A 24,456-nucleotide genomic window follows, 5' to 3' on the forward strand; every position below is an offset into this window, starting at 1 on the left:
ATATGAAAAAAAAAGATCTATGGGGTTATTTCCCTCGAACAATTTCAACGAAACAGGCTGCCGATACGGGTATGGCCGCAGTGCTTCTATTACTGTTAATTGGATTGTTTTCACATAATAATCTTTATTATAAAATAGCCATTCCTGTTTTGATTATGAATATGACATTCCCAATGTTTTATTATCCATTTGCAATTATTTGGCTTGGCTTATCACAATTATTAGGAACCATTGTCTCAAAAATCATATTAAGCATTATATACTTTATTTTGGTTATTCCAGTAGGCGTATTCAGAAGACTCCTCGGTAAAGATTCATTACAATTATCTCAATTTAAAAAAGGTAAGACCTCTGTAATGCAGACACGAAATCATACTTTTGTATCAGAAGATATTGAAAACCCTTATTAATATAATAAAATTTTAATCATGGAATTCTTAAGAGACCTCTGGGCCTTTTTAAAAGCCCGCAAAAAATTTTGGTTATTACCAATCATTATTGTGTTATTAGTATTTGGAGTATTAATCGTATTAACAAGTGGTTCAGCCATAGCTCCATTTATTTATTCCATATTTTAAACTTTTAATTTTGGAATTATGTCAACAGCTATTCTAGGCATTTCAGCTTATTACCACGATAGTGCAGCAGCTATAATTATTGATGGAGAAATAATTGCAGCAGCGCATGAAGAACGCTTTACCAGAAAAAAGCATGACTCTTCATTCCCTATAAATGCTGCAAAATACGTTTTAAGTGAAGCCGGAATAGATTATAATGATTTGACAGCTATTTCATTTTATGACAAACCCTATATTAAATTTGAAAGGTTACTTGAAACCTATCATGCATTTGCCCCAAAAGGCTTAATAAGTTTTCTTTCAGCGGTTCCTGTTTGGATCAAGGAAAAGCTTTTTATGAAAAAGATGCTCAGAGACGAGCTAAAGCATTTAGGTGATAAAAAAATACCAATTTTATTTCCCGAACATCATTTATCACATGCTGCCAGTGCCTTTTATCCTTCTCCTTTTAAAGAGGCTGCCATTTTAACCATTGATGGTGTTGGAGAATGGGCAACAACCGCTATTGGATATGGAAATGATCATACTATTAAAATAATTAGCGAATTACATTTTCCTCATTCTGTAGGATTGTTATATTCTGCTTTTACACAATATATCGGGTTTAGGGTCAATAGTGGAGAATATAAGTTAATGGGGTTGGCTCCTTATGGAAATCCTAATTCTCAACAAACAAAAAACTATAAAGAGAAAATATTAGGTGAAATGGTTGATATACGAGAAGACGGATCTGTTTTGCTTAATATGAAGTATTTCAAATACGCCACCGGCTTAAAAATGACAGCGGATAAAAAATGGACGCGTTTATTTGGAATTCCTCCCAGAAATGCGGAGTCAGAGATTTCACAGGAATACATGAATATGGCTTTGGCAATTCAACAAATTACCGAAGAGATCGTTTTAAAACTTGCAAAAACCGCGAAAAAGTTAACTAACAGTGATTACTTGGTTATGGCTGGTGGGGTTGCATTAAATAGTGTTGCTAACGGCAAATTATTGGAATCAAAATTATTTAAAGACATATGGATACAACCGGCTGCGGGTGATGCCGGTGGGGCATTAGGGGCTGCGTATCTGGGTTGGCATTTATGGAAAGGAGAGAAAAGACATGTAAATAACAAACCCGACGGCATGAAAGGGGCTTATTTAGGCCCTGAATTTAATAATAAAGACATTTTAGGGATTATCAGAAAGCATAATGCTCAATACAAATATTTTGAACATTTTAATGAGTTAACAGAAGTGGTTGCAGAAAAAATTTCTGAAGGAAATGTGATCGGGTGGTTTCAGGGACGAATGGAATTTGGGCCCAGGGCTCTGGGTAATAGAAGTATTCTTGGAGATGCTAGAAATCCTGAAATGCAAAAGAAAATGAATCTAAAAATTAAATACCGGGAAGGCTTCAGGCCATTTGCACCAACAGTATTAGAAGAAGACACCCAAGATTATTTTGTTATGGATTCTCCTTCTCCCTATATGTTGCATGTTATCCCTGTAAAAGAGGAAAGATTAAAACCTTTGCCTGCAGGGTATAGCGAAATGGAGCTCTATGAGAGATTATATCATCTACGTTCTGATGTCCCTGCAATTACACATATTGATTTTTCAGCCAGAATACAGAGTGTGAATAAAAATACAAATCCAAAATATTGGAATTTAATAAATGCATTTAAAAAACAAACTGGTTACGGCGTTATTGTAAATACAAGTTTTAACGTTCGTGGGGAGCCCATTGTTTGCAATCCTGATGACGGATTCAGATGTTTTATGCGAACAGAAATGGATTTTCTGGTCATTGGCAATTACTTATTTGATAAGAATCAACAGGAAAAATTAATTAATGATTCTAATTGGAAAGAGCAATTCAAATTGGATTGAGTCATAATATATGATATTCCGTTTATTACTTTTCCTTTTTTGATTATTGGCCAAGAGCATTGCGTGCACGTGCAAGATTAGCAGCTGCGGCCTCATAGTCAGAATCAAGTTGTAAAGCCTCGGCAAACATCTCAGAAGCTGCCCTATGGTTTCCGCTCTGCCCGAATATAGTCCCCAGATTATTATAAGCTTCGGCATGGTTGGGATTCATCTTGAGGGCCCTCCGGTAAGCAGATTCTGCTTGTTTATTCTTCCCAAGCGCATGCAGCACAATTCCTAAATCGTAATGTAAATTGGGTAGTTTGGGGTCCAGACGGACGGCCTCTTCCAACTCTATTTCCGCTTCGTTCATACGACTAAGTTCTGACAATAGCACCCCTAATTTATGATGGATGATGGCGTTCCATGGGGCTAAGCGTGCGGCCTCCCGAAAATGAACTATTGCTTTTTCCTTGTCTCCTGCTCGCCAGAGTAGAATCCCTTCTTGAGCCTGTGATTCACTGTCCTCGGGAATCATAGATGCTGCACGATCGACAAGACGTTTGGCCTCCTCATTCTTTCCGCCCCACATTAACACTTTTGATAGGTTCCTGAGTGCGATAGCATGGGTTTTTTTATCCAAACTGTTTTTCAGCTCATTACTGATATCAGCAATTATATCTTCATTCCAAGTGCCTGTCTGAGTGAGCATTCTCTCCTGCAACATCTCCTTAACAATGGCCAGCGCTAGCATTTGGTTACCATCAATTGTTGGATGCACATGGTCTAAGAACAATTCTGATCCGGGAATTCCGTTAGGCGAGTTTTCGTTAACGATTTGTGCGAAGTCCACAAATCCTGCGTTTTTTGATTGTGCAACATCGGTTACAATCCCGCGGACTGGAGTTAAGGCCCGCAAAGGACAAACGTCCTCGTCCCTGCTCTGTATGAAAGCACTTCGTGCGTCATCTATCCTTCCGAGGGCTAAAAAAGCCTGTGCCTGCAAGTAAAGCAATTCGGGGTCACGGCCATCAATAGCCAGCGCTTCTCGGGCAATCGCCTCTGCGTGTTCTTGATTGCCCTCGCCTAAAGCCTTAGTCACAGTTTGCTTAAGATCGTCAACCTCACTTACCTCATCAGCGCTCAGATTGTTACTGGGCTCTGATTTGAAAGGAGAAAAGTCTCCAATGTTTGATGCAGGCGTAACAAATATCAACTTGGCTTTGGCCTGCTCGCTAATATAGGTCATACGAAACAGGCTGGTTTTAAAATCGTCAAGTATGGCATCACGTTTCTTGTCATCCCTGTGGTAATCATCTGGGCCAACAGAATGGTCAAGCAAGGCTGTAACCTCCGTAGGAAGAACAGCGTCACTTTTGTTAATAAAGTCCGAAAGCAGACTATATATCCGTGTCCTTGAGGCCAATACCGCAAGACTGCGTAAAAACTTGGGTACTTTCAGAAGCTTGTTGTATGTCCGTGATTCAAGGAACTCGTTGTGCCCCGAATAAACAATGAATAAATCTGGTTCATAATCTGCAAGTTCCTCCATAAGCCGGGCTGCGCGATAACTCGCGTAACTAATGCCACCCGCGTTAATGACTTCCCAGTTACGAGTAGAGTCAACAGCCGGAAGGAAGCGGCGTAGCCAGCCGGAAAACGAGGTGCGGTCGTCGTATGGGCGACCGTAAGTTGTCGACCCACCTATACAGAAGACTCTGGTAACATTTTTAGCCTTTTTAGCCGGAAAGCTCTGCATGTTGAACCACTGCATCTTGTTGGCCGCGGTACTATAGATTTCCTCTCCGTTAGGCTGCGTATGCTTGACAAACAGTGGCGCATAGCCAGCGAATCCAACTGCGGGATCGGTGCGCTCGTAAAGAGATTTCACTCCGGCTGTCATTAGAATCAACTCCATCAGGATGAAGAATAAGAAGGCAACACCAAAGCCCAATGCAAGATTCTTTAAAAAATCGGTCTTCATAAGCAATCTTTTGGGAGCAATGCACAGAGAATCAACACAGCCACTAAGCTGTTGCAAAACATGTATGCCTTTTTGCGGTCAAACATTTTTAAGTAATTTTTTTTGCAGACAACAAGTCTATTCTATATGACTAATCTCAGCATAAAAGCAAAATTACAAATATTAAACAACACCCCAAAAAGGACAGGAAGGAAGTTGAAAGCGTGTCTTAGATATCAATCGAACAAATCATTTTTGATGTAGTAATAAAATATTTATCTCAGAAGAAAATTCCAGTTTCATATTTCCCATAATAAAAGAAATAAAATCAAGTCAACCCAAGGCCAGCCATTTAATATGCAAATTAATTGCATAAAAAAGCCTTATATCTCTGTGTGTTCTTTCTCAATTGTAATTTTTCAAGGACGGGTCATAATGAAGCACAACGTGTTTGTGTAAGGATAGTAGCGTGTTTAAGCAACTAACTTACTAAAAATGGAACGAACCAGAGGAAAATCCTATGGATTTTCCGAGTAGACTAGAACCAAGCAATTATTTTTACACGGTGTGGCAACTGCCTTTATTTTGATTTTATATTAATTGTTGATATGTAAATTCCAATAGCTAGTGAAATTCCGATAAATAGTAGAGAAAACCATTCAGGAATTTCAGTCAAGCTAGCCGTCATCAATTTAAGTGAAACAAATAAAAGTATAGCAAAAACACTGTACTTCAAATAAACAAATTTCTCTAACATCTTTGATAGGAAAAAGTAAAGTGATCTCAAACCCATCACGGCAAATATATTTGAGCTAAACACAATAAAAGGGTCTGTCGTAACCGCAAAAATAGCTGGAATACTATCTAATGCAAATAGTAAGTCAGTTAATTCTATTGTTATCAGCGCTCCAAAAAGTGCCGTAAAGACTGTTTTTCCATTAACTTTGGTAATGTATTTTCCGTCATGCAACTCATTGCTGAATCGAAATAATTTTATAATCCCTTTCGGTTCTTTAACTTCTTTATGTTCTGCTTCTTTTTTCAACATTTTTAAGGCTGTAAACAAAAGAAATAATCCAAAAACAATGTTCATTCCGTGGACTCTATTTATTAAAATAAGTCCAACGCTTATTAAAATTGCGCGAAATACGATTGCTCCGAGAATTCCAAGGAAAAGCAAATTGTGTTGATATTGTCTTGGAATTTTAAAAGAAGTAAAAATGATTGCAATCACGAATAGATTATCGACACTTAAGGATAATTCAATAATGTAGCCTGTCAAGTATTTTACTACTGCTTGAGCTGGTTCAAGGTTATTTACATTGTCAACAAGAGAAATATTATAAAACCAATAAATAAAACCAGAGAATATTAAAGCATTAGTAATAAAGAAAATAGTTTCAAAAATAGCTCGTTTTACCGATGTGTCTCGATTCTTTTTATGCAATATGAAGAAATCAATTAACAGAAGTACAAGTACATAGCTTATTAAAATAATCCAAGGTGTAATATTGCCCATATTTTTCTATAAGTGTTCTTTTTTAGCTTGTTGCCAACAAGTAGATATAGATATTAACTATATCCGCACTATAACACTAATATATTAAATATTTAATTAGTTATTAAACTTGTATAAGGTCGTTTTGGTAGGTTAATTACTATATGTCATTTCAATCTCTACCAAACACAAAAATACTCGTCTTTTCAAAATTATTTGACTATAGTTTTACTAATTTAAAATAGAATTAGACTGTTTATGAGAATATTTTAAATGGCATAAACCTTAGGTTAAATGTCTTAATAACATGCAATTAAATTAAATTTATTATCGTAAATTTAATAGACTTGTTAAAGTAACAAACCAATTTATGTTTTAATCAATTTATAAATAATTTTAACATGAAAACACAAATAATTATTAGTCTTATTGCTCTGATGAGTTTGGAACTTATAGGGCAATCGTCAGACATAAAAGTAATTCAAAACCAAAAGATTATTGGTCAAAATTTACTGACACAACAAGATATTTTGGCAAAGGAATACCAATTCCCTAACCATATCTATAAGCGTTATTTGGACTCGGCTACGGGTAATATAACTTTACAATTAAGAAAATTAAGCAAAAATGGAAAAGTATTATCTCTACAGGGTCAAATCATTGTTTTTAATTTGCGCTCATCTGGGATAAAATGGTCAAAAAAAATTGATTATTCCATCAATGATGTAAATCAAATAGGCAGTCTTATTAGGCTTTCCCGTAATAATAAAATTCAATATATAAACAATGAAACTGGCATTGAGCTATGGAACGATAAAAATGATGTTTATTACATAAATGAAGAAAATAATATTGGTGTTCAATACATAAAAAACGAAAAAAACAAAATACAAGGAGTCGACTTAAATAATGGAAATGTTTTATGGCAACGAGATTTAAGCAGAGAATATGGCTGGAATAAAATTATTAGAATGAACGATTCTACCCTTTTGATTGCTGCAGCAGGATTGCATTCACTTAATATTAAAAATGGAATGGGTTGGGACTATAATACCGTTACCGGGAAAAAGGACTATACAGAAACAATTGCTAAAAATGCAGCAGGAGTGGTCGTCGGATTTATGACAGGTGTTGTTGTTACCTCCTCAGGGCCTAATTTAGTGCGAGATGTCGCTTCTAACGTGCTACTTGATAGTAACTTTGTTTATTTTGCTTCAAAAGAAAAATTATCGAAAATAAATAAGAATAGCGGGGAAGTGAGTTGGACTTATCCATTGGATGAAAAGACGACCAGTAAGTCTTCCATTTTTTTAAAGGACGGTATGATCTATTTGGTAAACCGTGGATATGCCAATTTTGGTAACAAACAAATTAATTTCGGTGATCCTTTTATTTTAGTTTTAAATACTGAAACAGGCAAAAAAGAATATTCAAAATCGATTGGTACCGATGATAATTTTATTATGGATTATAAAGTAATAGAAGATAATTTGTTTCTTGTATTAAAAGATAAAATCTTAAAGTTATCTCTGTCTAATATGAATGAATTTGAAGAAAAACCTATTGATCTAGCTGATTTAGGGGAATTGAATATTTTTGTTCGAAGTCGAATTATCTTTAAAAAAGAAGACTCCGTCTTATCGAATTTAGTGTTATCAGATACAACTAAACATTTCGTTCAAACCACGAAAAGCATAATATTAGAATTAGACGACCAATTTAAAGTTGGGTATCATTATAATATAAGCGATCTATACTTTTATTATAATGATTTTAAAGATTATAAACTCTATTCAAAAGGTTTCCGTGAAGAAACAATAATTTCTGATAAAGACAATCACATAATTGCTAGGATTAAAGTCCCTAATTACCTTTATATTTTTGAGGACAAATTATATTCAATAGATGGTGAAAGCTTGATTGAAATAGCTATAAATGACTTAGGTATTTTATAAGGACTTTAAAACGGGGTTATTTACGTTACCCAAGCGATATCTCATAAAGAATCTGTCAAGATGAGTCTCAGTATTTGGTAATGCCAAAAAAGTGCTTTCAGAAATAAAATAATGAAATACAAACTTAATAAGAACTTATCTATGGCATAACAGTTGACTCTAATGTCTTTAGTAATGTGTCATATTCCTATACTTAATCGAGTAAGTTTTCCCTAATCAAAATCAACATGGTCTCTAATAGTTCCATCCTCTCGGTGGATGATTAAATTTGCTTTGTATTTTTTAGCCAACACCTTGGCTTTTTTAATAGCGGTACTTTGTTTTATATGTTTTGATGTAATCTGTTTATTACCTTCACGGCGTACCGCCCAACCATCCTCATAAGGGACCACATGTTGATTCCAGGTTCTAGGGCGTGAAGTACTGCGTGAACTTTTAAAAAAAGCTTCAAGTAACTCTATTAGAATACCTAACCAAGACTGTGAGTTGTTGCTTTTTGCCATTTATTAATTCTTTTGAATCTCTAAAATACTATTTTTCTTAATAATTGTTTAGCGACCTAACCTACTTCATCTAACTCAAATAACTTCCCTTAAAGTTCTCCATCTCCAAACTAACCCTTATTGAACAACACTTGCACAACTAACTTGAGTAGACTGCATCACAGAACAACCTTAATTGTTTATATTTGATTTAAAATTAATTAAAATAAAATTATGATTTTAGGAGTTTCAGAATATCTAAATGGTAAATTAGGGTGGAACACTTCTCATATCCGCATTGCTTTTTAACTCAGTTCTTTGTTGGCTACAGTTATTCTTTTTTTAAACTTTTAAAAAGTCAAAATATTTCCCCATTTTAAAAGAAACATTATTAAAGTTGTAAAACCAATACTATATAATATTGCAGCTTGCCAATATGATAATCTCGTTGGCCAATGTTTCCACATTTTTATACCATATCCTTTTTTAGTATAACCACTAGTCAGCCTCCAAAAGAGAAAAATAAATATTAAGAAAATTAGTATTGCTGTTAATAATATCCATTTTTTTTCCATTTGATAAACTTTTTGTTTTGTTCTTAATATCTAGTCCTGAAATATGGCTACAGGTTAAAATTGATTTTACGCTGTTAATTTATATACCATATTCGGTGTTTTAAAATCTAAAGATAAATGTAATCTTATTTCATTGTATAAATTAACTGCATTTTTTGTGGCTCTTTTCGCGTGCTCCATGCTAGTAAAGGTTTGATCAAGATAAAATTCATCTTTAAGAATCCCGTTAACCCTTTCTGCTAGGGCATTTTCATATCAATGATTTTCTTCAGTCATACTGATTTCTACCTTATTTCTTTTCAGGATTTGTGTATATACATTGCTGCAATATTGAATACCTCTATCTGAATGGTGAATGAGTCCTTTTGTGTTTTTAGCTTGGTATAAAGCTTTTTTAAGTGCTCTCACACATCCGTTTAGTTCTAGACTATCACTAAGGTCATAACCCACAATCTTTCTAGAATACATGTCTGTAATGAGTGCTAGATAACAAAACCCTTTTACAGTTCTGATATAGGTAATATCAGAGACCCAAACCTGGTTAGGTCTAGTAACTTCAACATCTTTTATGATATTGTTATACTTATAAAATCGATGGTATGAGTTCGTTGTTCTAGAACTATATTTCTTTCTAAGTGTTAGCATTTGATGTTTTCTAAGGACATTAAATAAAGTATCTCTACCAACTTTAAGGTTAGCTTTAATAAAGTCGTCATCTAGTGATTTTGTGAGTTTACGCACGCCTTCTCTAGGCAGGGACTTGCGTCTTTTCTTAACTATCTCAATAATATGTTGTTCTTGTTTTAACCGCTTATCGGCTCTATTTTTATACTTATAGAAAGCATTGCGTTTATGCCCAAAACAATTGGTTATAGTAGTTAAAGAAGCAAATCCCTTAGCTTTTTCTTTGGCTTTTATTAAGGCTTTATACTTAGCTTTTTTTTTAGTTCAGCAACAGATTTGTAGCCTAGATCTTCAGCAGCTACTTCAAGATATGAATCTAATACCAAGGCATCTAAATCCTTTTTTAAGAGTAGCTTTTTAAGCTGTTCAATCTCTTTTTGAAGTTCTTTAATTCGAGTTATTTCGTCTTTTGTTTCCACTTTTACTCTGGTGTTCATTAGGTCTTTACGGTTATACTTTCTAATCCATTCATTAATGGTGGTAGGCGCAATACCATAGAGTTTACCTAGTTGATTTTTGTTTAGTTTTCCTGTTGTAATTTCTTCTAAAATTTTCAGTTTAAAAGGTTCTGAATACCGTCTGATTACTTTGTCATTTCTATACATAATGTTTAAAATTATGTAGCCTTATTTCAGGACGGGTCAAATGAAGGCACAACGTTTATGTGCCTGGAAAGTTGCGTATAAAAATGCAAGAACTTTCCCATTCATAAATATATTAAATTAGAAAAGATGGAACAAAGGAAAAGAACAAAACAAGCAATTTTTTTACACGGTGTTAGAGGTAGTTATTTTTGTTAGTTCCTTATACTCACTTCCACCCCAACCAACGTCAAAGTGTAATTGATTCTATATCCGCGCAGGGGTATGTTTGGACCGACAGGCTTGATGGTTCCACCAAGAATGTAAAAGCTGTCACCGCTGACGATTTATTCAGCGATGAGCCTCTCTATTGCGGCTCGAATACGACCCATGTCACTCACGCACATTGTGTGCAGCTCTGAGCCGTTGTCTTCATGATATTCCATGCCGGGATGAATGAATTGTATTACCCCGGACCTATCTAAGATGAATGTCACCGATGTAGCTGGTCGCTTAGGGCCTGTTAACCACCAGTCCTTTAGTGTTTTATTGCGCCAATCCCAATCAATCGCAATAGGAAACTTAAAATCTCTGGCTTCCACCACACGCTCCACACGCGGTATGTCCAATGAGTCATCTCTTCCGGCCTTAGGATGGAAAACCCCAATCATTTTAAGGCCTTTGTCTGTGTATTCCTCGTACAACTGGCGAAGTGCAGGGGTACTACTTGCACAGTAGGGACAGGTGTCGGTAAACCAACGAACCAGCACAACATGCCCTTTAAGATCTTCCAAAGTAAGCGGTATGGAATTGAGCCATCCGTCAAACTTGAATGGTGGTGCTTTAATACCAATGCGGTCATCACCCGCAGTGCGATCCATTACTGATAGGAACGCTAGACCCTTCGCGATCAAGGAATCCGCCTTAGCCTCAGGCATTCCATCCGCAATGTAAAGTTCGCGTTTGTGCTCCCAAGACATCACCGTTACATAGTTTTTAACGGAGTCTGCCATTAAGAGGCCCATCTTCTGCTTTTCATTTGTGGGAACTTGTGAGGTACACGGTAGCATAACTGCAAAGGCTGCTAAAGCCATAATTCCACGGAGTATATTTTTTAGCTTTTTCATAGTGTTTTCTTTTGGAAAATGTTAGTTATTTATTCAATGTTTATCATTAATTAACTCTAACGTTTTTGTGTATGGGGCGTTGCCGACCAAAGGAAGGTTATGACCTATACATCTTGTTAACCTATCGTTTATTATTTCTTACCCTTTTTTAATTATTAATGATTTTCAAATGATTATTTGAGCCAGTTATTTGCCAATTAACCAATGAAATAGGGATATTCCCGATTCCATTTAGGGTGTCAAAAAAGTCTTTTAAAACAAATGACTTGCCCTGTAATTCTTGTAATCTGGCATAATCAGCCAATGTATTTTCCAGTAAATATTTACCCGTGATATAACTCGTTCCATATCCTGGTTGACGTAAATACAAATGCTGCTCAAAAACGAGTAGCTCTTTCTCGGTTTTCATCCAACCACGAGGTGTGTATTCGCTGTGAATAGCACCAGCTTCTTCCATGGTCATCTCATTAGCATGCGCGTATAACGACCCTAAACCTCTTGCTGCACGCTGAGCAATCATTATATAAACAATCTCTTTGGTTCTTGGGCTATCATCGTACAAACCCGCTTGCATAAACATTTCTTCAACAGCTGTTGCTGTCCCTTCATTTCTTGAATCGAAAATGTTATATAATAATGGGCCTTTTCTTATTTCACTCTTATGTGGCTCATTATCCATACGCGCTAATTCAAACCAATGGTAAAAGTGGGAATATAAAGGCCTAGGGTCGTAATGCTCACCTATAGTGAAAAAATTTCTTTCCTCTTTGGGAATAAATTCACCTAAATGCTCACGTAATGCAGGATCGAAATAGGGTTTTACAGTAACGATTTCTTCCTGATCTAAAAAGGTAATCAAGCTTTTAGCTGCCTCATCTGCCATTTTACTATAGGCCTCAAGTGAGCCTGCATCAACCAACTCTGGTAGATTTCTGTTTCTGTGTTCTTCTAATTTTAAAGAAGTCCAAGCACGTGCGAGCTCGCGTTTTAGAATCATCACTTCATCATCCCATGATAATGGAACTAGATGTACATTTTGTAAATACCAATTATAATTGTCTTTGCCGATTCCTGATGAACCCGTTTTTGATTTGGATTGAGCCTGCAACCAAGAAACAAGATCATTTGTTGAGGCTATGGCTTCGTCAATTACTGAAACTAAAGCTACATCATCTTTTATGCTAGCTTGTTTTTTTAGATCGTTAAGTTCCACACTTTGGTATTGAATATCTCTAATACCGGTAATCCATAAATCCCTTGCATTTCCTGTTAAATTTTTCTTTGCTTGGTTATTGAGTGGTACGATTACTTTTAAGTCAGTTAAAAATCTAGTTCTTTCTTCTGTTGATAAAGGAAACGTATAAGTCCATAGTTCTGTTGTACCATGATGGGTTGGACCTTCATGGGCGGGCACATCGCTTCTATAGGCCCAAACCGATTTATAAAAAGCAGGATCTCGCGCCCAAGGTTTTAAAATACGATGGTTAAAATCATACCCATTCATTTCAGCCCAAACAATCATCCAATCCACTTGGTTTTCTACAGGCCAATTTGTGGTGTCAATGGATTGTAATCCTAACTGTAATTCTTTAAATTTTGACCAACGCTTTTCAAAGGTTTCATTTGTATAATCAGGGGCTCCGTCGAGGAGTGGTGGTTTTTCAAATGTTCTCCATTCTTTAAATAAGGCAACCAAGGCTGGATACTCCTTAGATGTGAAATTTTCTGTTTTATTGTGGGTCGCTGTGGTTTTTTCTTTATTGTCAGTTTGACAGCTCATAAAGAGCGTTAAAAAAAGAGGAAGAATGACGGTGGTTATTTTCATTTGACTTTAGTGTTTTTTTATAAATAATTTTAATTCTGGCTACAATGAAGGTTAACAGTTGGATATAGTTATTAACTATATCTGCATTATATATACTCAAATATAGCATTCTGCTTTTGAAATACAATTATTTAAAAACGTATAAAAGCAACAAAGCCTTTTAGTAAATTCTAAAAGGCTTTGTTATGCAATATATAAGTTACTGAATTATTTTGAGTTGTTTGCTTTATTAATATCTGCCATAGCTTCTTTCGGGTCAATCTGTACACGTGCAACAGGTTTTGAAACTGTAAAAGTATAAGTTGGGTAGGCCCAGGCCCAGTCAGAAATAAGGGTTGCTGAGGTTGGTTTTTCACCGCGCATCATTTGTAATGGAATATAAAAATTTTCAGTACCGCCATCGGTATAGGTTACTGTTAGGTCAATAGGCATAGGCATTAAACCAATACGCTCTAAAGTAATTTTATTGTCTTCAACAGCCTTTACACCATAGTCAATCGTGTTGGTGGTTTGCCCAAAATCTATTAAATACCAGTCAAGTTCTAAACCAGACACTTTTTCCGCCGTGCGGATAATATCTAAAGGTTTTGGATGTGTAAATTTAAAATCTTCAAAATATTTCTTTATAGTTGCTTTTAAGTTTTCAGCACCAATGATATAGCTTAATTGCGCTAAAAACACTTCTCCTTTTGAATATGCCGAAATGCCATAGGCCTGATTGTAGGCATAGCGGTCTGCATGTGTGGTAAGGGGCTGTTCTTTACCGGATTTTGCTAAATAAATATAAGCTCTATAGGCGCCTTTTGTAGGGTTTTCCAGGTTTTTGTTTAGGACAAAGTCTTCAGCTAAATCACTCATGTAGCTTGTAAACCCTTCATCCATCCATTCATGTTTTGACTCATTGGATGCCAGTAAAAACTGAAACCAGGTATGGGCCATTTCATGAGCAATGACGCCAAATAAACTATTAAAACTGCCTTCGCCAGTAATAAGGGTACACATGGCATATTCCATACCGCCATCACCCCCTTGAATAACCGAGTATTGATTATATGGATACATTCCTACATTTGAACTGTAATACTGCATCAATTCAACGGTTTTTGACTGTACATTTTTCCAGTTGTCTAAGTTCTCTTTAGACATGGTGTTTTTGTAGAAAAAGTGTAATAAGGGGCCATCAGGAACCTGCAGCGTATCATGCGCATAATTGGGGTCTGCGGCCCAGGTAAAATCATGAACATTAGGAGCCAAAAAGTGCCAGGTTAATTTATCTCCTTTAGTCTTTTTTATTTTTTCTTGTGTGTAACCATGGCCAATTTCTTCTGGGTTCTGCAGGTATCCGCTTCCGCCAATAGTATAATTTTTATCAATGGTGATGCTTACATCAAAATTTCCCCAAACACCAAAAAATTCTCTACCTATATAAGGGTCGGCATGCCAGCCTTCAAAATCATATTCAGCCAATTTAGGATACCATTGCGCCATTGATAAAGCTACCCCTTCTTGATTGTTTTTACCTGCACGACGAATTTGTAAAGGCACCTGGCCATTAAAAACCATATCAAAAGTTACTTGTTCTCCCGGTTGAATAGGGGTTGCTAAATTGACTTCTAAAATAGTCCCAACCGTTTCATATTGTAAATCCTCCCCGTTTTGTTTTAAGGAAGTCACTTTCAAAAACCCGATATCTTCCGGCGCCAATTTACTAATGCGGTCTTTGACTCTTGGGTCAGGATCTGCAATTGTTAAAGAACGCACATCCATTTCACTGCCGGGCTGAAAGGCATTAAAAAACAAATGGTAATACACACGGTTTAATATATCATGAGAATTATTGGTGTAAACTAAGCGCTGTGTTCCGTTGTATTGATAGGTCTTTACATCCATATCAACCGCCATAGTATAGTCAACGTGTTGTTGCCAATAACTGGGATCTTGAATGGTTTTAATGGGTTGGTTTATGCTGCTAAAGGCATTACAAAACGCGGTAAACGTTATAGCAAGCAGGGTAAAAAAGTATCGTTTCATAAAGTAAGATTTCTTTTTATTATGAATGTTTATTTAAAACAAAAAGGGGATAATTCCCCTTTTTGTTATTTGTTTAGGTTTTTATTTAGCCATTTGAGAGGCCATAATTAAGGCATTGTAGGCATTTACCATTTTGCCGGATTTGGTTAAATCTGCAAATGGTTTCACGTTATTAGTGTCGCCTCCGGCAACCACTTTCGTTTGTACAACCAAACCAGAATCCATTAAAACACGCTTAACTTGGGCTGCTGTTAAACCTGGATAATAAGAGCGTATTAAAGCCGCTACACCAGCAACAGCAGGAGCAGCCATTGAAGTCCCCCCTTTAGTATCATATTCATTTTCTGGCGTTGTTGAATATACTTTTGCTCCCGGAGCAAAGACATCAACATTTATTTTTCCGTAATTTGAAAAACCAGCCACCATATTAGAGCCGTATTTTGGTTCTAAAGCTCCAACAGTTATAAAAGTATCAGACACTTCTGGGCCATTATCAACTTGATCATTTGGATAAATAGCCACAGCATCTAAATCTTCACCTTCATTTCCGGCAGCATTTACAAATAGTACATCATGTTTACCAGCATAGGTAATAGCTTCTCTTACCCAGTCACTATAAGGTGAATAATATTTACCAAAACTGGCATTAATTATTTTAGCACCGTTATCAACCGCATAACGAATAGCTAAAGCAACGTCTTTATCATATTCATCACCATTAGGAACGGTACGAACTGCCATGATTTCAACATTGTTTGCTACACCATTAGCGCCTAAACCATTATTTCTCTCAGCGGCAATTATACCTGCAACATGTGTTCCGTGGCTCTCACTTTTCTTTACAGGTTTCACATTTCCATTGCCATAATATTTAGTGCTCATATCATCAGGGTTGTCTCCGTTAATACGCCCTTTAAAATCTTTATTTAAATTATAATTTAGACGATCATTAATACTTTCTAAACCACCCTCAATTTCTTCATAGGCATCTTTAATAGAATCTAAACCATTACTATACATATAGTTCATCATCTGTACTGCTTGAGTTACTTCTTGGTCGTCTGTTTTTATCCCTTGAACATCTTCTTTTGTGTAATCCTTTTTATTTAAGTGATTAGAAAGCGCTTCGTCAGCACTTTTTATCCGTTGATAAATTTGATCATATTGCATTTTTCTGCCCGACCATAGTTGGTATTCTTTTTCATATTCCGCATTAGCTTTTTCATACTCTGGATTGCTTGTATCACCACTTGCCAAAATGCGTACATATTCTAATTGCTCATCGTAACCATCTCCCAGAAAATTCCATCCGTGAACATCATCAACATAACCGTTTTTGTCATCATCAATACCATTGTTTGGAATTTCTCCTTTGTTAGTCCAAATAACTTCGTTTAAATCTTCATGGTCAATATCAATACCTGAATCTATTACAGCTACGATGACTTTTTTGCCCTTTTTAGTTTTTATAATTTCAGTGTAAGCTTTATCAACGCTCATTCCTGGAATGGTGTCTTTTAAAAGGTCTAAATGTCCCCAATTGTGTTTTTCTGCAAGCGTTAATTCAGCTGTTTTTAAAGGGGAACTATCAATATTTTCTATTGGTGTTGAAATAATAGCTGTGCTTCCACAACTAAATAATAAAGACGTTAGTAACGCCGATAAGAATAGGGGTTTGAACGATTTCATTTGAGTTAAATATTAATTAAAAATTTCAGAAGTTGTATAAATATCTTTAAGCCGCACGCCTTTTTCAGTGCGCTGTACGGTAATAATTTCATTATGAGCATCATGTTCTAAAAACAAAAAATAGTTGTTATCAGCAGCACGGTTTAAAAAGATTTCCTTTTCATCAAGCGTTAATAAGGGTCTGGTATCATAACCCATTACAAATGGAAGCGGCAGATGCCCTAAGGTTGGTAATAAATCAGCCATAAAACAAATGGTCTTTCCTTTATATTTTATCATAGGAATCATTTGCTTATCTGTATGCCCATTAGCAAAAAAAACATCAAAGCCAAGCTCAGAGTCAAACAGAGTATCTCCTTTAGGGATAGAAGTGAATTTAAGCTGACCACTTTCTTCCATTGGTAAGATGTTTTCTTTTAAAAAAGAAGCTTTTTCACGCTTGTTAGGTTGAGTGGCCCAGGCCCAATGATCTTTATTGCTCCAGAAATGGGCATTTTTAAAAGCGGGCTCATAACCTGTTTTATCAGCATTCCATTGAATGCTTCCGCCGCAATGATCAAAGTGCAAATGCGTCATAAACACATCGGTTATGTCATTAGGGTGAAAACCAAATTGTTTTAAGGATTTTTCTAAAGTATTATTACCCCATAAATAGTAATAGCCAAAAAATTTAGAGGATTGCTTGTTGCCCATTCCTGTGTCAATAAGTACCAGTTGATTGTCATCTTCAATTAATAAACAGCGCGCTGTTAAATCAATCATGTTATTGGCATCAGCCGGATTGGTTTTTTGCCACAAAGATTTTGGAACAACGCCAAACATGGCGCCGCCATCAAGCTTAAAATTTCCTGAATTAATGGGGTATAAATTCATAAGTACACAAAATTAGTAAAACAGCTAGAATAAGCGCTAATTGTTAAGAATTTATTGTGATTTTTAGGCTTATAAAAAAAAGCCTAATTTAGTTGCTAAATATTAAGATTTGAAAAAATTAGAACGCAGCTTATCGTTAATCACTGTTATAGCAATAAGTATTGGCGGGATGCTTGGAAGTGGTATTTTTGTACTACCAGGGTTGGCTGCCGCAAAAACAGGTTCCTCTGTTTGGTTGGCCTATTTAATTGCAGCTCTTTGTATTTTACCTGCTGCGCTTTCTAAATCAGAATTGGCAACAGCCATGCCCTCATCCGGAGGAACGTATGTATATATTGAACGTGCGTTTGGCCCAATTTTAGGAACAGTTGCGGGTATAGGCCTTTGGCTTTCATTGTTACTCAAAAGTTCTTTTGCTTTGGTTGGCTTCGGCGCTTATTTATCAATACTAATAAGTATAGACCCAGACCTTACCAGAATAGTGGCCGTATTTTTTCTTGGCTTGATTTTACTTTTAAACATTTTTGGTGTAAAAAAGGTAGGGAAAGTGCAAATTGTAATTGTAACATTGAGTCTGACCTGCCTAACCTTAATCCTTTTTTTTGGTCTACCAAAAGTAAACACTGTTTTTTTAAAGCCGTTTTTAATAAATGGCCAGACGGGACTTATGTCTACCGTGGCCTTTGTTTATATTTCATATGCTGGAGTAACAAAAGTAGCAGCTATTGCGGGCGAAATTAAAAATCCGGATAAAAACCTTCCTCGGGCTATGATTTTGTCTTTGTTTATCATGACCACTATTTACGTTTCTATTGCTTTTATTTTGGTGGGAAATATTCCCTTAGAGGCCTTAGAAAAGGATATAAAACCCATCTATACCATTGCCAATATTTTGGGCGGCCAATATGTAGGTTACGCCGCGGCAGTAATAGGTGTTATTACACTAATATCTATGGCAAATTCTGGGGTTTTAGCTGCCTCGAGGTTTCCATTTGCTATGGCCAGACATAAGCTCTTACCTTCATTTATGAGTAAGATCCATTCTAAATATTTAACACCAACGTCAACAATAATATTGACCTGCGTGACTATGGCTTTGGTTATACTGTTTTTAGATGTTGAAAAAATAGCCAAGCTAGCAAGTGCCTTTATGGTGATGATGTTTATACTGGTAAATGCCGCTGTTGTGGTTTTAAGAGAAACATCTGCCCAGTGGTACAATCCACCATTCAGGTCGCCATTGTATCCTTTTGTTCAGATTTTCGGAATTATTAGTGGCATTATACTACTTGTTCTATTGGGATGGTTGCCCTTTTTATCAATAATAGCCATTTTTATTATAGGTGTTGCCATCTATTTTAATTTCGGAAACAAAACACGTAGAACCGGGGTTTTAAGAAAATATGGCCACCGGCCAGCTTTATATTTATTATATAAAAGAAAGAATAAAGAAAAGAAAAACTTAACGGTAATTAATAGTTTAAATGAAGGTGTTTTAGATGGTAAATTAGTGTCAGACGCTGGTGCTGTTGTGGCCTTGTTAGGGAATGAAAATTCACCTGAGATGCTTGTTGAGATAGGCGCCGCAATTAATAGAAGATTACAAATACAAGCGATTAACATTACTGAGGTTCCAAATCAAACGTATTTAGACGCTTTTATGGACGACAACCCTAAAATTCATTCGTTGGCCAGAAGAATTTCGGGCTTAGCAAAGGCCAAAAATTTAGATATAGATTTTGAAGCCGTTGTAACACATGATATTTCTGAAACCATTGACGAATTGAGTAATCAAACTAATTGCGATTGGTTGGTCATGGGATGGAATGGCAAGGCCCACAGCGGGATATTTGTAAGAAACCCCATTGGCTGGCTGGTTACAAATATCAATTCTGATTTTGCTTTGTTTAAAGATAACGGGGTCAGGCATATTGGTAAAGTATTAATAGCGCTTCGCCCGGGAAGAAAAGACAAAAATTTTATTGCTATAGCAGACCGTATTTCTCAATTTTATGGGGCGTCTTTAACACTACTTCATGTTGTTCCAGCACATTTTACTAAGGACGACATTACTAAAATAGAAGAGAGCTCATCTATTATATTAAATAAATCGATCTCTAAAACTGATTTGATTATTTTAAAATCTGATGATTCTATCAATGCGATTTCTAAAACCTCCGCAGGGTATGACTTACTAATCCTTGGAACGCCTCAAAAAGATAATTGGATTAATGTGCTTTTTGGAACAGGTAAAGATAAATTTACAGAAAAATCAGCTTGTTCTGTATTAAGACTTACCATGAAAGATAACTAAATTATTTATTTTAGTTATTCTTATTTACCTTTACTCAAAACAAGCAAAAAAAGATTTATGTTAGCATTAGCGGGTATTGTTATTTTAGGAATTTTAGCCCAATGGGTCGCTTGGAAATTGAAAATACCAGCCATTTTACCTTTAATCCTTATTGGCTTATTAGTAGGGCCTGTTGCTTCTGAATACTTGTCGGCTGACGGGACCAAATGGATTCAACCTATTTGGGACGGAAATGAAGGGCTTTTTCCAGGAGAAAGCTTATTTTATTTTGTATCCCTTGCCATCAGTATTATTTTATTTGAAGGGGGTTTGACACTAAAGCTGGGAGAGATAAAAAATGTAGGCCCAATTATTACAAAGCTCATTACAATAGGTTCTTTAGTTACTTTTTTTGGTGCAGCAATTGCCGCGCATTATGTATTCTATTTAAGCTGGGAAATCTGTTTTTTATTTGCGGCCTTGATAATCGTTACTGGCCCAACAGTAATTACACCTATTTTAAGAAATATACCACTAAAAAAGGATGTGTCGGCAGTTTTAAAATGGGAAGGTATTTTAATAGACCCTATCGGAGCCTTGGTTGCCGTACTTGTTTTTGAATTTATTAGTGTTGAAGCTGGAGGCGAGTTTACAAAAACGGCATTAATAGAATTTGGTAAGATTGTATTGTTCGGTTCTACATTCGGATTTACTTTTGCACATGCCTTGAATTTTTCCATCAACAAAAAGTTAATACCACACTATCTATTGAATGTATTTGCTTTAGCTGCTGTTTTAGGTGTTTTTGTTTTGTCTGACGTCTTTGCTCATGAATCGGGTTTGCTGGCAGTTGTGGTTATGGGTATGGTATTAGGAAACTCCAAATCGCCTTATTTAAAGGAACTGCTTTATTTTAAGGAATCATTAAGTGTTTTACTAATCTCTATTTTATTCATTCTCCTTGCAGCGAATATTAATATTGATGATTTATTCTTAATTTATAATTGGAATGCGGTTATATTGTTTGCTTTAGTGGTTTTTTTAATACGTCCTTTAGGCGTATTTATTAGCACACACAAGTCAACACTAAAATTTAATGAAAAGCTTTTTATTAGTTGGGTTGGCCCAAGAGGAATCGTGGCAGCAGGGATTGCCTCTTTATTTGGTTTAACACTTGCTAAAAAAGGGATAGTTGATGCACAATATATCACGCCCTTGGTATTTATGATTGTTCTGGGGACGGTTTTACTTAACGCAACAACAGCCAGACCTTTTGCTAAATTAATAGGTGTTTTTCTTGTGAGATCGGAAGGTATTTTAATTGTTGGAGCCTCTCAATTTTCTAGATTAATTGGCAGATATTTGGAAGATAATGGACGACATGTAGTCTTAATAGACAGCAACCAAACCAATATAAAATTAGCACAAGAACTAGATTTAGAAGCGATTAATGTTGATATTTATTCTGATACATTAGAGGATAATATTGAGCTTAATGACGTGGGTTTTTTAATGGCTTTAACAGGCAGTGCCGACATTAATAAATATGCAATTAGCAAGTTTCAAGCACAATTTGGAGAAAACGGTTCCTTTAGGTTAATTACCGTCGAAGAAATGAATGGTCCAGAAGAAAACACTCCTAAAGAAGGTTTGTTTTCGCACACCGATGATTTCATTCAACTAACAGAAGTAGCTCGTAAATATCCTAAAATTCACGAAATTGAAATTAAAGACAGAGCGCATTATGAAGAGTTAATTGAGATCACTAATGCCGACCCAGATAGAATTCCGCTTTTAGTTAAAGATAAAAGAGGGGTATTAGAAATTATTTCTTCTTATAACAAAGCGATTAGTAAAGTGGAAAAAGGCTATAAGTTCGTGTATTTAGGAAAACGAATTAATGAAATAAAAACCCCTAAGTTAAATTAAAACCTAGGGGTCATTTATAGATTAAATAACGTTAAGATTATTTAATATGAATTTCTGTAAAGTCTTTGCTGATAATTAAAGTAGTCTCTCCGTTGTCTTTTATATCCTCACAGATAAACCCTTCTTTATCAATTTCTAACTTGGTTACTTTAAATGGCAATCCATGTAATCTGAGTTTAAATGTTTCATAAGGAGCAGTATATTTCCCAGATTTGTACTGTTGAATGATTAATTCATTTTCCTTACCAATGAGTGTTAAGTCCCTAAGACTGTACCTTCCTTTAATATAATCATACCCATCATGGGCATCATCATAAATTTGAGAAGTTTCTTTTCCTCTTTTGAAGTAAATATCAAGCACAACTTCTTCAATTTCCTTTTCTCCTACATATTGTTGTACCGGGTATTTTGGAATAATAGCGCCTTCTTTAATAAAAATGGGCATTGAGTCTAAATCAGCATCTACCCATAATTCTTGTCCGCCTTCAACTACTTCATCTGTCCAGAAATTATACCAATTTCCAACGGGTAAGTACATTCTTCGGCCTTTAGCATTTGGTTCTAATATTGGGCATATCAATATTTTTTCACCAAAGACAAATTCGTCATTTCTGTAGTGCGTATGTGGGTCTTGTTGATCAAATAAGACTAAAGATTTTAATATTGGAATACCTTCATTAGCATACCTCCAAAAAGCAGTATATAAATAAGGCAGTAATTCATACCTTAATTCAATAAATTTTCTAACCACATTGGTTATGTTAGTGCCAAAAGCCCAAGGCTCTTGATCACCATGATCCCCCGATGAATGCGTTCTACAAAACGGATGAAAAACACCCAACTGAATCCAGCGCGCATACAATTCGCCGTTTGGTTGCTCTGCAAAACCTCCAATATCAGAACCCACAAAAGAGTAGCCGGACATACACATGCGTTGTGCCTGTATATTAGCAATACTTAAATGTTCCCATGTGGCCACATTATCTCCTGTCCAGGTAGAGGTATAACGTTGTGTTCCAGAATATGCTGCACGTGTGATGACAAAAGGCCTCTTAGGGTAAGAGAATTTTTTCAAACCTTGGTAGGTGGCCCTGGCCATTTGCATGCCATAAATATTATGAGCTTTTCTGTGGCTACATCTGTTTCCATCATATTCGTGCCTTACATCATTTGGGAAAGTTTTCCCTGGCACATCCATAACGGCCGGCTCATTCATATCATTCCACACCCCTTTAACACCTATATCTTCGACAAGTTCTTTAAATAAGTCTGACCACCATTCACGAACTTCTGGGTTTGTGAAGTCTGGAAAATAACATTCTCCAGGCCAAACCTTTCCTTTCATATAAGGGCCATCAGCTCGTTTACAGAAATAGTCCTTATCCAGACCTTCTTTAAACACACTATAATCATCGTCAATTTTAATCCCTGGATCAATAATAACAATGGTTTTAAATCCGTCATCAGCCAATTCTTTTACCATTCTCTTAGGGTCTGGAAAGTATTCTTTATTCCAGGTAAAGCACCTAAAGCCTTCCATATAATCAATGTCTAAATAAATGGCATCACAAGGAATTTTTAATTTTCTGAACTTTGCGGCAATGGCTTTAACGTTAGATTCTGGATAGTAACTCCATTTACACTGATGATATCCTAAAGTCCATAATGCGGGCATTTCATGAGGTCTTCCTGTTAAGTCTGTATAGTTTGTAACCACTTCAGACATGTCAGGACCATAAAAAAAGTAATAGTTCATTTCACCGCCTTGAGCCCAAAAACTAGTTATATTTCTACGTTCATGGCAAAAATCGAAGAAAGAACGAAAGGTGTTATCAAAAAAGATTCCGTAGGCATTTTTGTTTTGTAAAAGACCAGTATAAAACGGGATGGCTTTATAAATGGGATCGGTATCTTTTCCAAAAGCATAAGAATCAGTAACCCAGTTTTCAAAGCGTTTACCCTTTAAATTGTTATCAACCGGCTTGTCTCCTAAACCATAATATGCTTCACCTGTATGAGATGTTTTTGACATTTTAACAATGTCCCCACCAAATTCATAGCTTTCTTCCCAGTGAAACCCAATTTCGTCTTCACATATAAGTGATTTATCTTTGCTGTCAAAAATAGCTGTGCGTGTGTCAGCTTTTGAGACATGGCAAATTAATTTTGAAGTCGTGATGATATACTTATCAGGATCTTCTGTAACCTCAAGGAAATTATACCCTCTGCTGGCATATTTTGTAATGGCATAAGAAAAATCTTTATCAAAATTACCTCGAGTTGTATATCTGAATCTTAAAACACTATCTCTTACAACTGTGATATGCAATATCACATTGTTTTCAGTAGTAAAAGCCAGCGTATCTAAGTTTTTTTTGTATGAAATTATTTTGGACGGAAACAGGTTCCCTTTATATTCTAATTCAGTATTTAATATCATGAATAATGCAATTTAGTAAGAAGGCGAAAATACTAAATTTAATAAATTTAGCGCCCCTTTTTTTTACAAAAAGAAA

The 24,456-nt window shown here is 35.7% G+C and carries 17 protein-coding genes and 1 pseudogene; 6 read left to right on the top strand and 12 right to left on the bottom strand.

Annotation, left to right across the window (positions count from 1 at the left end):
• Positions 1-2 precede the first annotated feature (2 nt).
• Genes V8G56_RS00890 through V8G56_RS00900 form a run of 3 tightly spaced genes read left to right on the top strand, consistent with a single transcriptional unit; the run spans position 3 to position 2,456 of the window.
• The gene (locus V8G56_RS00890) at positions 3-410 is read left to right on the top strand and encodes an SxtJ family membrane protein (RefSeq protein ID WP_395436558.1); all 408 of its coding nucleotides are present in this window, start codon (positions 3-5) and stop codon (positions 408-410) included.
• 18 nt (positions 411-428) lie between these two features.
• Positions 429-578 (top strand): DUF5989 family protein, encoded by a 150-nt coding sequence (locus tag V8G56_RS00895; protein ID WP_395436559.1) that lies wholly within the window; start codon positions 429-431, stop codon positions 576-578.
• 18 nt (positions 579-596) lie between these two features.
• The gene (locus V8G56_RS00900; protein ID WP_395436560.1) at positions 597-2,456 is read left to right on the top strand and encodes a carbamoyltransferase family protein; all 1,860 of its coding nucleotides are present in this window, start codon (positions 597-599) and stop codon (positions 2,454-2,456) included.
• A 43-nt stretch (positions 2,457-2,499) separates the two neighbouring features.
• Here the strand turns inward: V8G56_RS00900 and V8G56_RS00905 are convergent, their stop codons facing one another.
• Both V8G56_RS00905 and V8G56_RS00910 read right to left on the bottom strand, forming a co-directional pair.
• Positions 2,500-4,419, bottom strand: a complete 1,920-nt coding sequence (locus V8G56_RS00905) for a tetratricopeptide repeat protein (RefSeq protein WP_395436561.1) — start codon at positions 4,417-4,419, stop codon at positions 2,500-2,502.
• Positions 4,420-4,978: 559 nt separating this feature from the next.
• Positions 4,979-5,917 carry a TerC/Alx family metal homeostasis membrane protein gene (locus V8G56_RS00910; protein ID WP_395436562.1) on the bottom strand — a complete coding sequence of 313 codons (939 nt, stop codon included), beginning with the start codon at positions 5,915-5,917 and terminating at the stop codon, positions 4,979-4,981.
• Positions 5,918-6,297: 380 nt separating this feature from the next.
• Between V8G56_RS00910 and V8G56_RS00915 the strand changes: the two genes are divergently transcribed.
• Positions 6,298-7,851, top strand: coding sequence for an outer membrane protein assembly factor BamB family protein (locus V8G56_RS00915; protein ID WP_395436564.1), 1,554 nt, complete (start codon positions 6,298-6,300; stop codon positions 7,849-7,851).
• 212 nt (positions 7,852-8,063) lie between these two features.
• On the opposite strand, the gene V8G56_RS00920 is transcribed toward V8G56_RS00915, so the two are convergent.
• The 9 genes and pseudogenes from V8G56_RS00920 to V8G56_RS00960 form a co-directional block, all read right to left on the bottom strand.
• Entirely contained in the window at positions 8,064-8,354 is a 291-nt protein-coding gene (locus V8G56_RS00920) for a DUF2188 domain-containing protein (protein WP_395436565.1), read from the bottom strand.
• Between the two features lie 620 nt (positions 8,355-8,974).
• Positions 8,975-9,148: pseudogene (locus V8G56_RS00925) on the bottom strand (integrase core domain-containing protein); the annotation flags it as partial.
• 15 nt (positions 9,149-9,163) lie between these two features.
• Positions 9,164-9,826, bottom strand: a complete 663-nt coding sequence (locus V8G56_RS00930; protein ID WP_395437592.1) for an IS3 family transposase — start codon at positions 9,824-9,826, stop codon at positions 9,164-9,166.
• Positions 9,826-10,197, bottom strand: coding sequence for a transposase (locus V8G56_RS00935; RefSeq protein WP_395436566.1), 372 nt, complete (start codon positions 10,195-10,197; stop codon positions 9,826-9,828). Before V8G56_RS00935 ends, V8G56_RS00930 begins: the two co-directional genes overlap by 1 nt.
• A gap of 323 nt (positions 10,198-10,520) precedes the next feature.
• The gene (locus V8G56_RS00940; RefSeq protein WP_395436567.1) at positions 10,521-11,300 is read right to left on the bottom strand and encodes a redoxin family protein; all 780 of its coding nucleotides are present in this window, start codon (positions 11,298-11,300) and stop codon (positions 10,521-10,523) included.
• A 148-nt stretch (positions 11,301-11,448) separates the two neighbouring features.
• Positions 11,449-13,125: a hypothetical protein gene (locus V8G56_RS00945; RefSeq protein WP_395436568.1), complete on the bottom strand. Its 1,677-nt coding sequence runs from the start codon at positions 13,123-13,125 to the stop codon at positions 11,449-11,451.
• Between the two features lie 207 nt (positions 13,126-13,332).
• The gene (locus V8G56_RS00950; RefSeq protein ID WP_395436569.1) at positions 13,333-15,156 is read right to left on the bottom strand and encodes a M1 family metallopeptidase; all 1,824 of its coding nucleotides are present in this window, start codon (positions 15,154-15,156) and stop codon (positions 13,333-13,335) included.
• 81 nt (positions 15,157-15,237) lie between these two features.
• Complete coding sequence (locus V8G56_RS00955) at positions 15,238-16,845, bottom strand: S8 family peptidase (RefSeq protein WP_395436570.1); 1,608 nt, start codon at positions 16,843-16,845, stop codon at positions 15,238-15,240.
• Positions 16,846-16,857: 12 nt separating this feature from the next.
• On the bottom strand, positions 16,858-17,718 hold the full coding sequence (locus V8G56_RS00960) for an MBL fold metallo-hydrolase (protein ID WP_395436571.1): 861 nt from the start codon (positions 17,716-17,718) through the stop codon (positions 16,858-16,860).
• A 109-nt stretch (positions 17,719-17,827) separates the two neighbouring features.
• Between V8G56_RS00960 and V8G56_RS00965 the strand changes: the two genes are divergently transcribed.
• Positions 17,828-20,032 (top strand): amino acid permease, encoded by a 2,205-nt coding sequence (locus tag V8G56_RS00965; RefSeq protein WP_395436572.1) that lies wholly within the window; start codon positions 17,828-17,830, stop codon positions 20,030-20,032.
• Positions 20,033-20,089: 57 nt separating this feature from the next.
• The gene (locus V8G56_RS00970; protein ID WP_395436573.1) at positions 20,090-21,940 is read left to right on the top strand and encodes a cation:proton antiporter; all 1,851 of its coding nucleotides are present in this window, start codon (positions 20,090-20,092) and stop codon (positions 21,938-21,940) included.
• A gap of 37 nt (positions 21,941-21,977) precedes the next feature.
• Here V8G56_RS00970 and V8G56_RS00975 read toward each other — a convergent pair whose 3' ends face one another.
• Positions 21,978-24,380, bottom strand: coding sequence for a glycoside hydrolase family 31 protein (locus tag V8G56_RS00975; RefSeq protein ID WP_395436574.1), 2,403 nt, complete (start codon positions 24,378-24,380; stop codon positions 21,978-21,980).
• Positions 24,381-24,456 lie beyond the last annotated feature (76 nt).

The organism is Gaetbulibacter aquiaggeris, from assembly GCF_044003965.1.
GTDB classification, from domain to species: Bacteria; Bacteroidota; Bacteroidia; order Flavobacteriales; family Flavobacteriaceae; genus Yeosuana; species Yeosuana aquiaggeris.

What these genes read in the sequence shown, in the direction of transcription:
- V8G56_RS00890 (WP_395436558.1), top strand. Translation starts at nt 3, where the DNA reads ATGAAAAAAAAAGATCTATGGGGTTATTTCCCTCGAACAATTTCAACG.
- V8G56_RS00895 (WP_395436559.1), top strand. Translation starts at nt 429, where the DNA reads ATGGAATTCTTAAGAGACCTCTGGGCCTTTTTAAAAGCCCGCAAAAAA.
- V8G56_RS00900 (WP_395436560.1), top strand. Translation starts at nt 597, where the DNA reads ATGTCAACAGCTATTCTAGGCATTTCAGCTTATTACCACGATAGTGCA.
- V8G56_RS00905 (WP_395436561.1), bottom strand. Translation starts at nt 4,419, where the DNA reads ATGAAGACCGATTTTTTAAAGAATCTTGCATTGGGCTTTGGTGTTGCC.
- V8G56_RS00910 (WP_395436562.1), bottom strand. Translation starts at nt 5,917, where the DNA reads ATGGGCAATATTACACCTTGGATTATTTTAATAAGCTATGTACTTGTA.
- V8G56_RS00915 (WP_395436564.1), top strand. Translation starts at nt 6,298, where the DNA reads ATGAAAACACAAATAATTATTAGTCTTATTGCTCTGATGAGTTTGGAA.
- V8G56_RS00920 (WP_395436565.1), bottom strand. Translation starts at nt 8,354, where the DNA reads ATGGCAAAAAGCAACAACTCACAGTCTTGGTTAGGTATTCTAATAGAG.
- V8G56_RS00935 (WP_395436566.1), bottom strand. Translation starts at nt 10,197, where the DNA reads ATGTATAGAAATGACAAAGTAATCAGACGGTATTCAGAACCTTTTAAA.
- V8G56_RS00940 (WP_395436567.1), bottom strand. Translation starts at nt 11,300, where the DNA reads ATGAAAAAGCTAAAAAATATACTCCGTGGAATTATGGCTTTAGCAGCC.
- V8G56_RS00945 (WP_395436568.1), bottom strand. Translation starts at nt 13,125, where the DNA reads ATGAAAATAACCACCGTCATTCTTCCTCTTTTTTTAACGCTCTTTATG.
- V8G56_RS00950 (WP_395436569.1), bottom strand. Translation starts at nt 15,156, where the DNA reads ATGAAACGATACTTTTTTACCCTGCTTGCTATAACGTTTACCGCGTTT.
- V8G56_RS00955 (WP_395436570.1), bottom strand. Translation starts at nt 16,845, where the DNA reads ATGAAATCGTTCAAACCCCTATTCTTATCGGCGTTACTAACGTCTTTA.
- V8G56_RS00960 (WP_395436571.1), bottom strand. Translation starts at nt 17,718, where the DNA reads ATGAATTTATACCCCATTAATTCAGGAAATTTTAAGCTTGATGGCGGC.
- V8G56_RS00970 (WP_395436573.1), top strand. Translation starts at nt 20,090, where the DNA reads ATGTTAGCATTAGCGGGTATTGTTATTTTAGGAATTTTAGCCCAATGG.
- V8G56_RS00975 (WP_395436574.1), bottom strand. Translation starts at nt 24,380, where the DNA reads ATGATATTAAATACTGAATTAGAATATAAAGGGAACCTGTTTCCGTCC.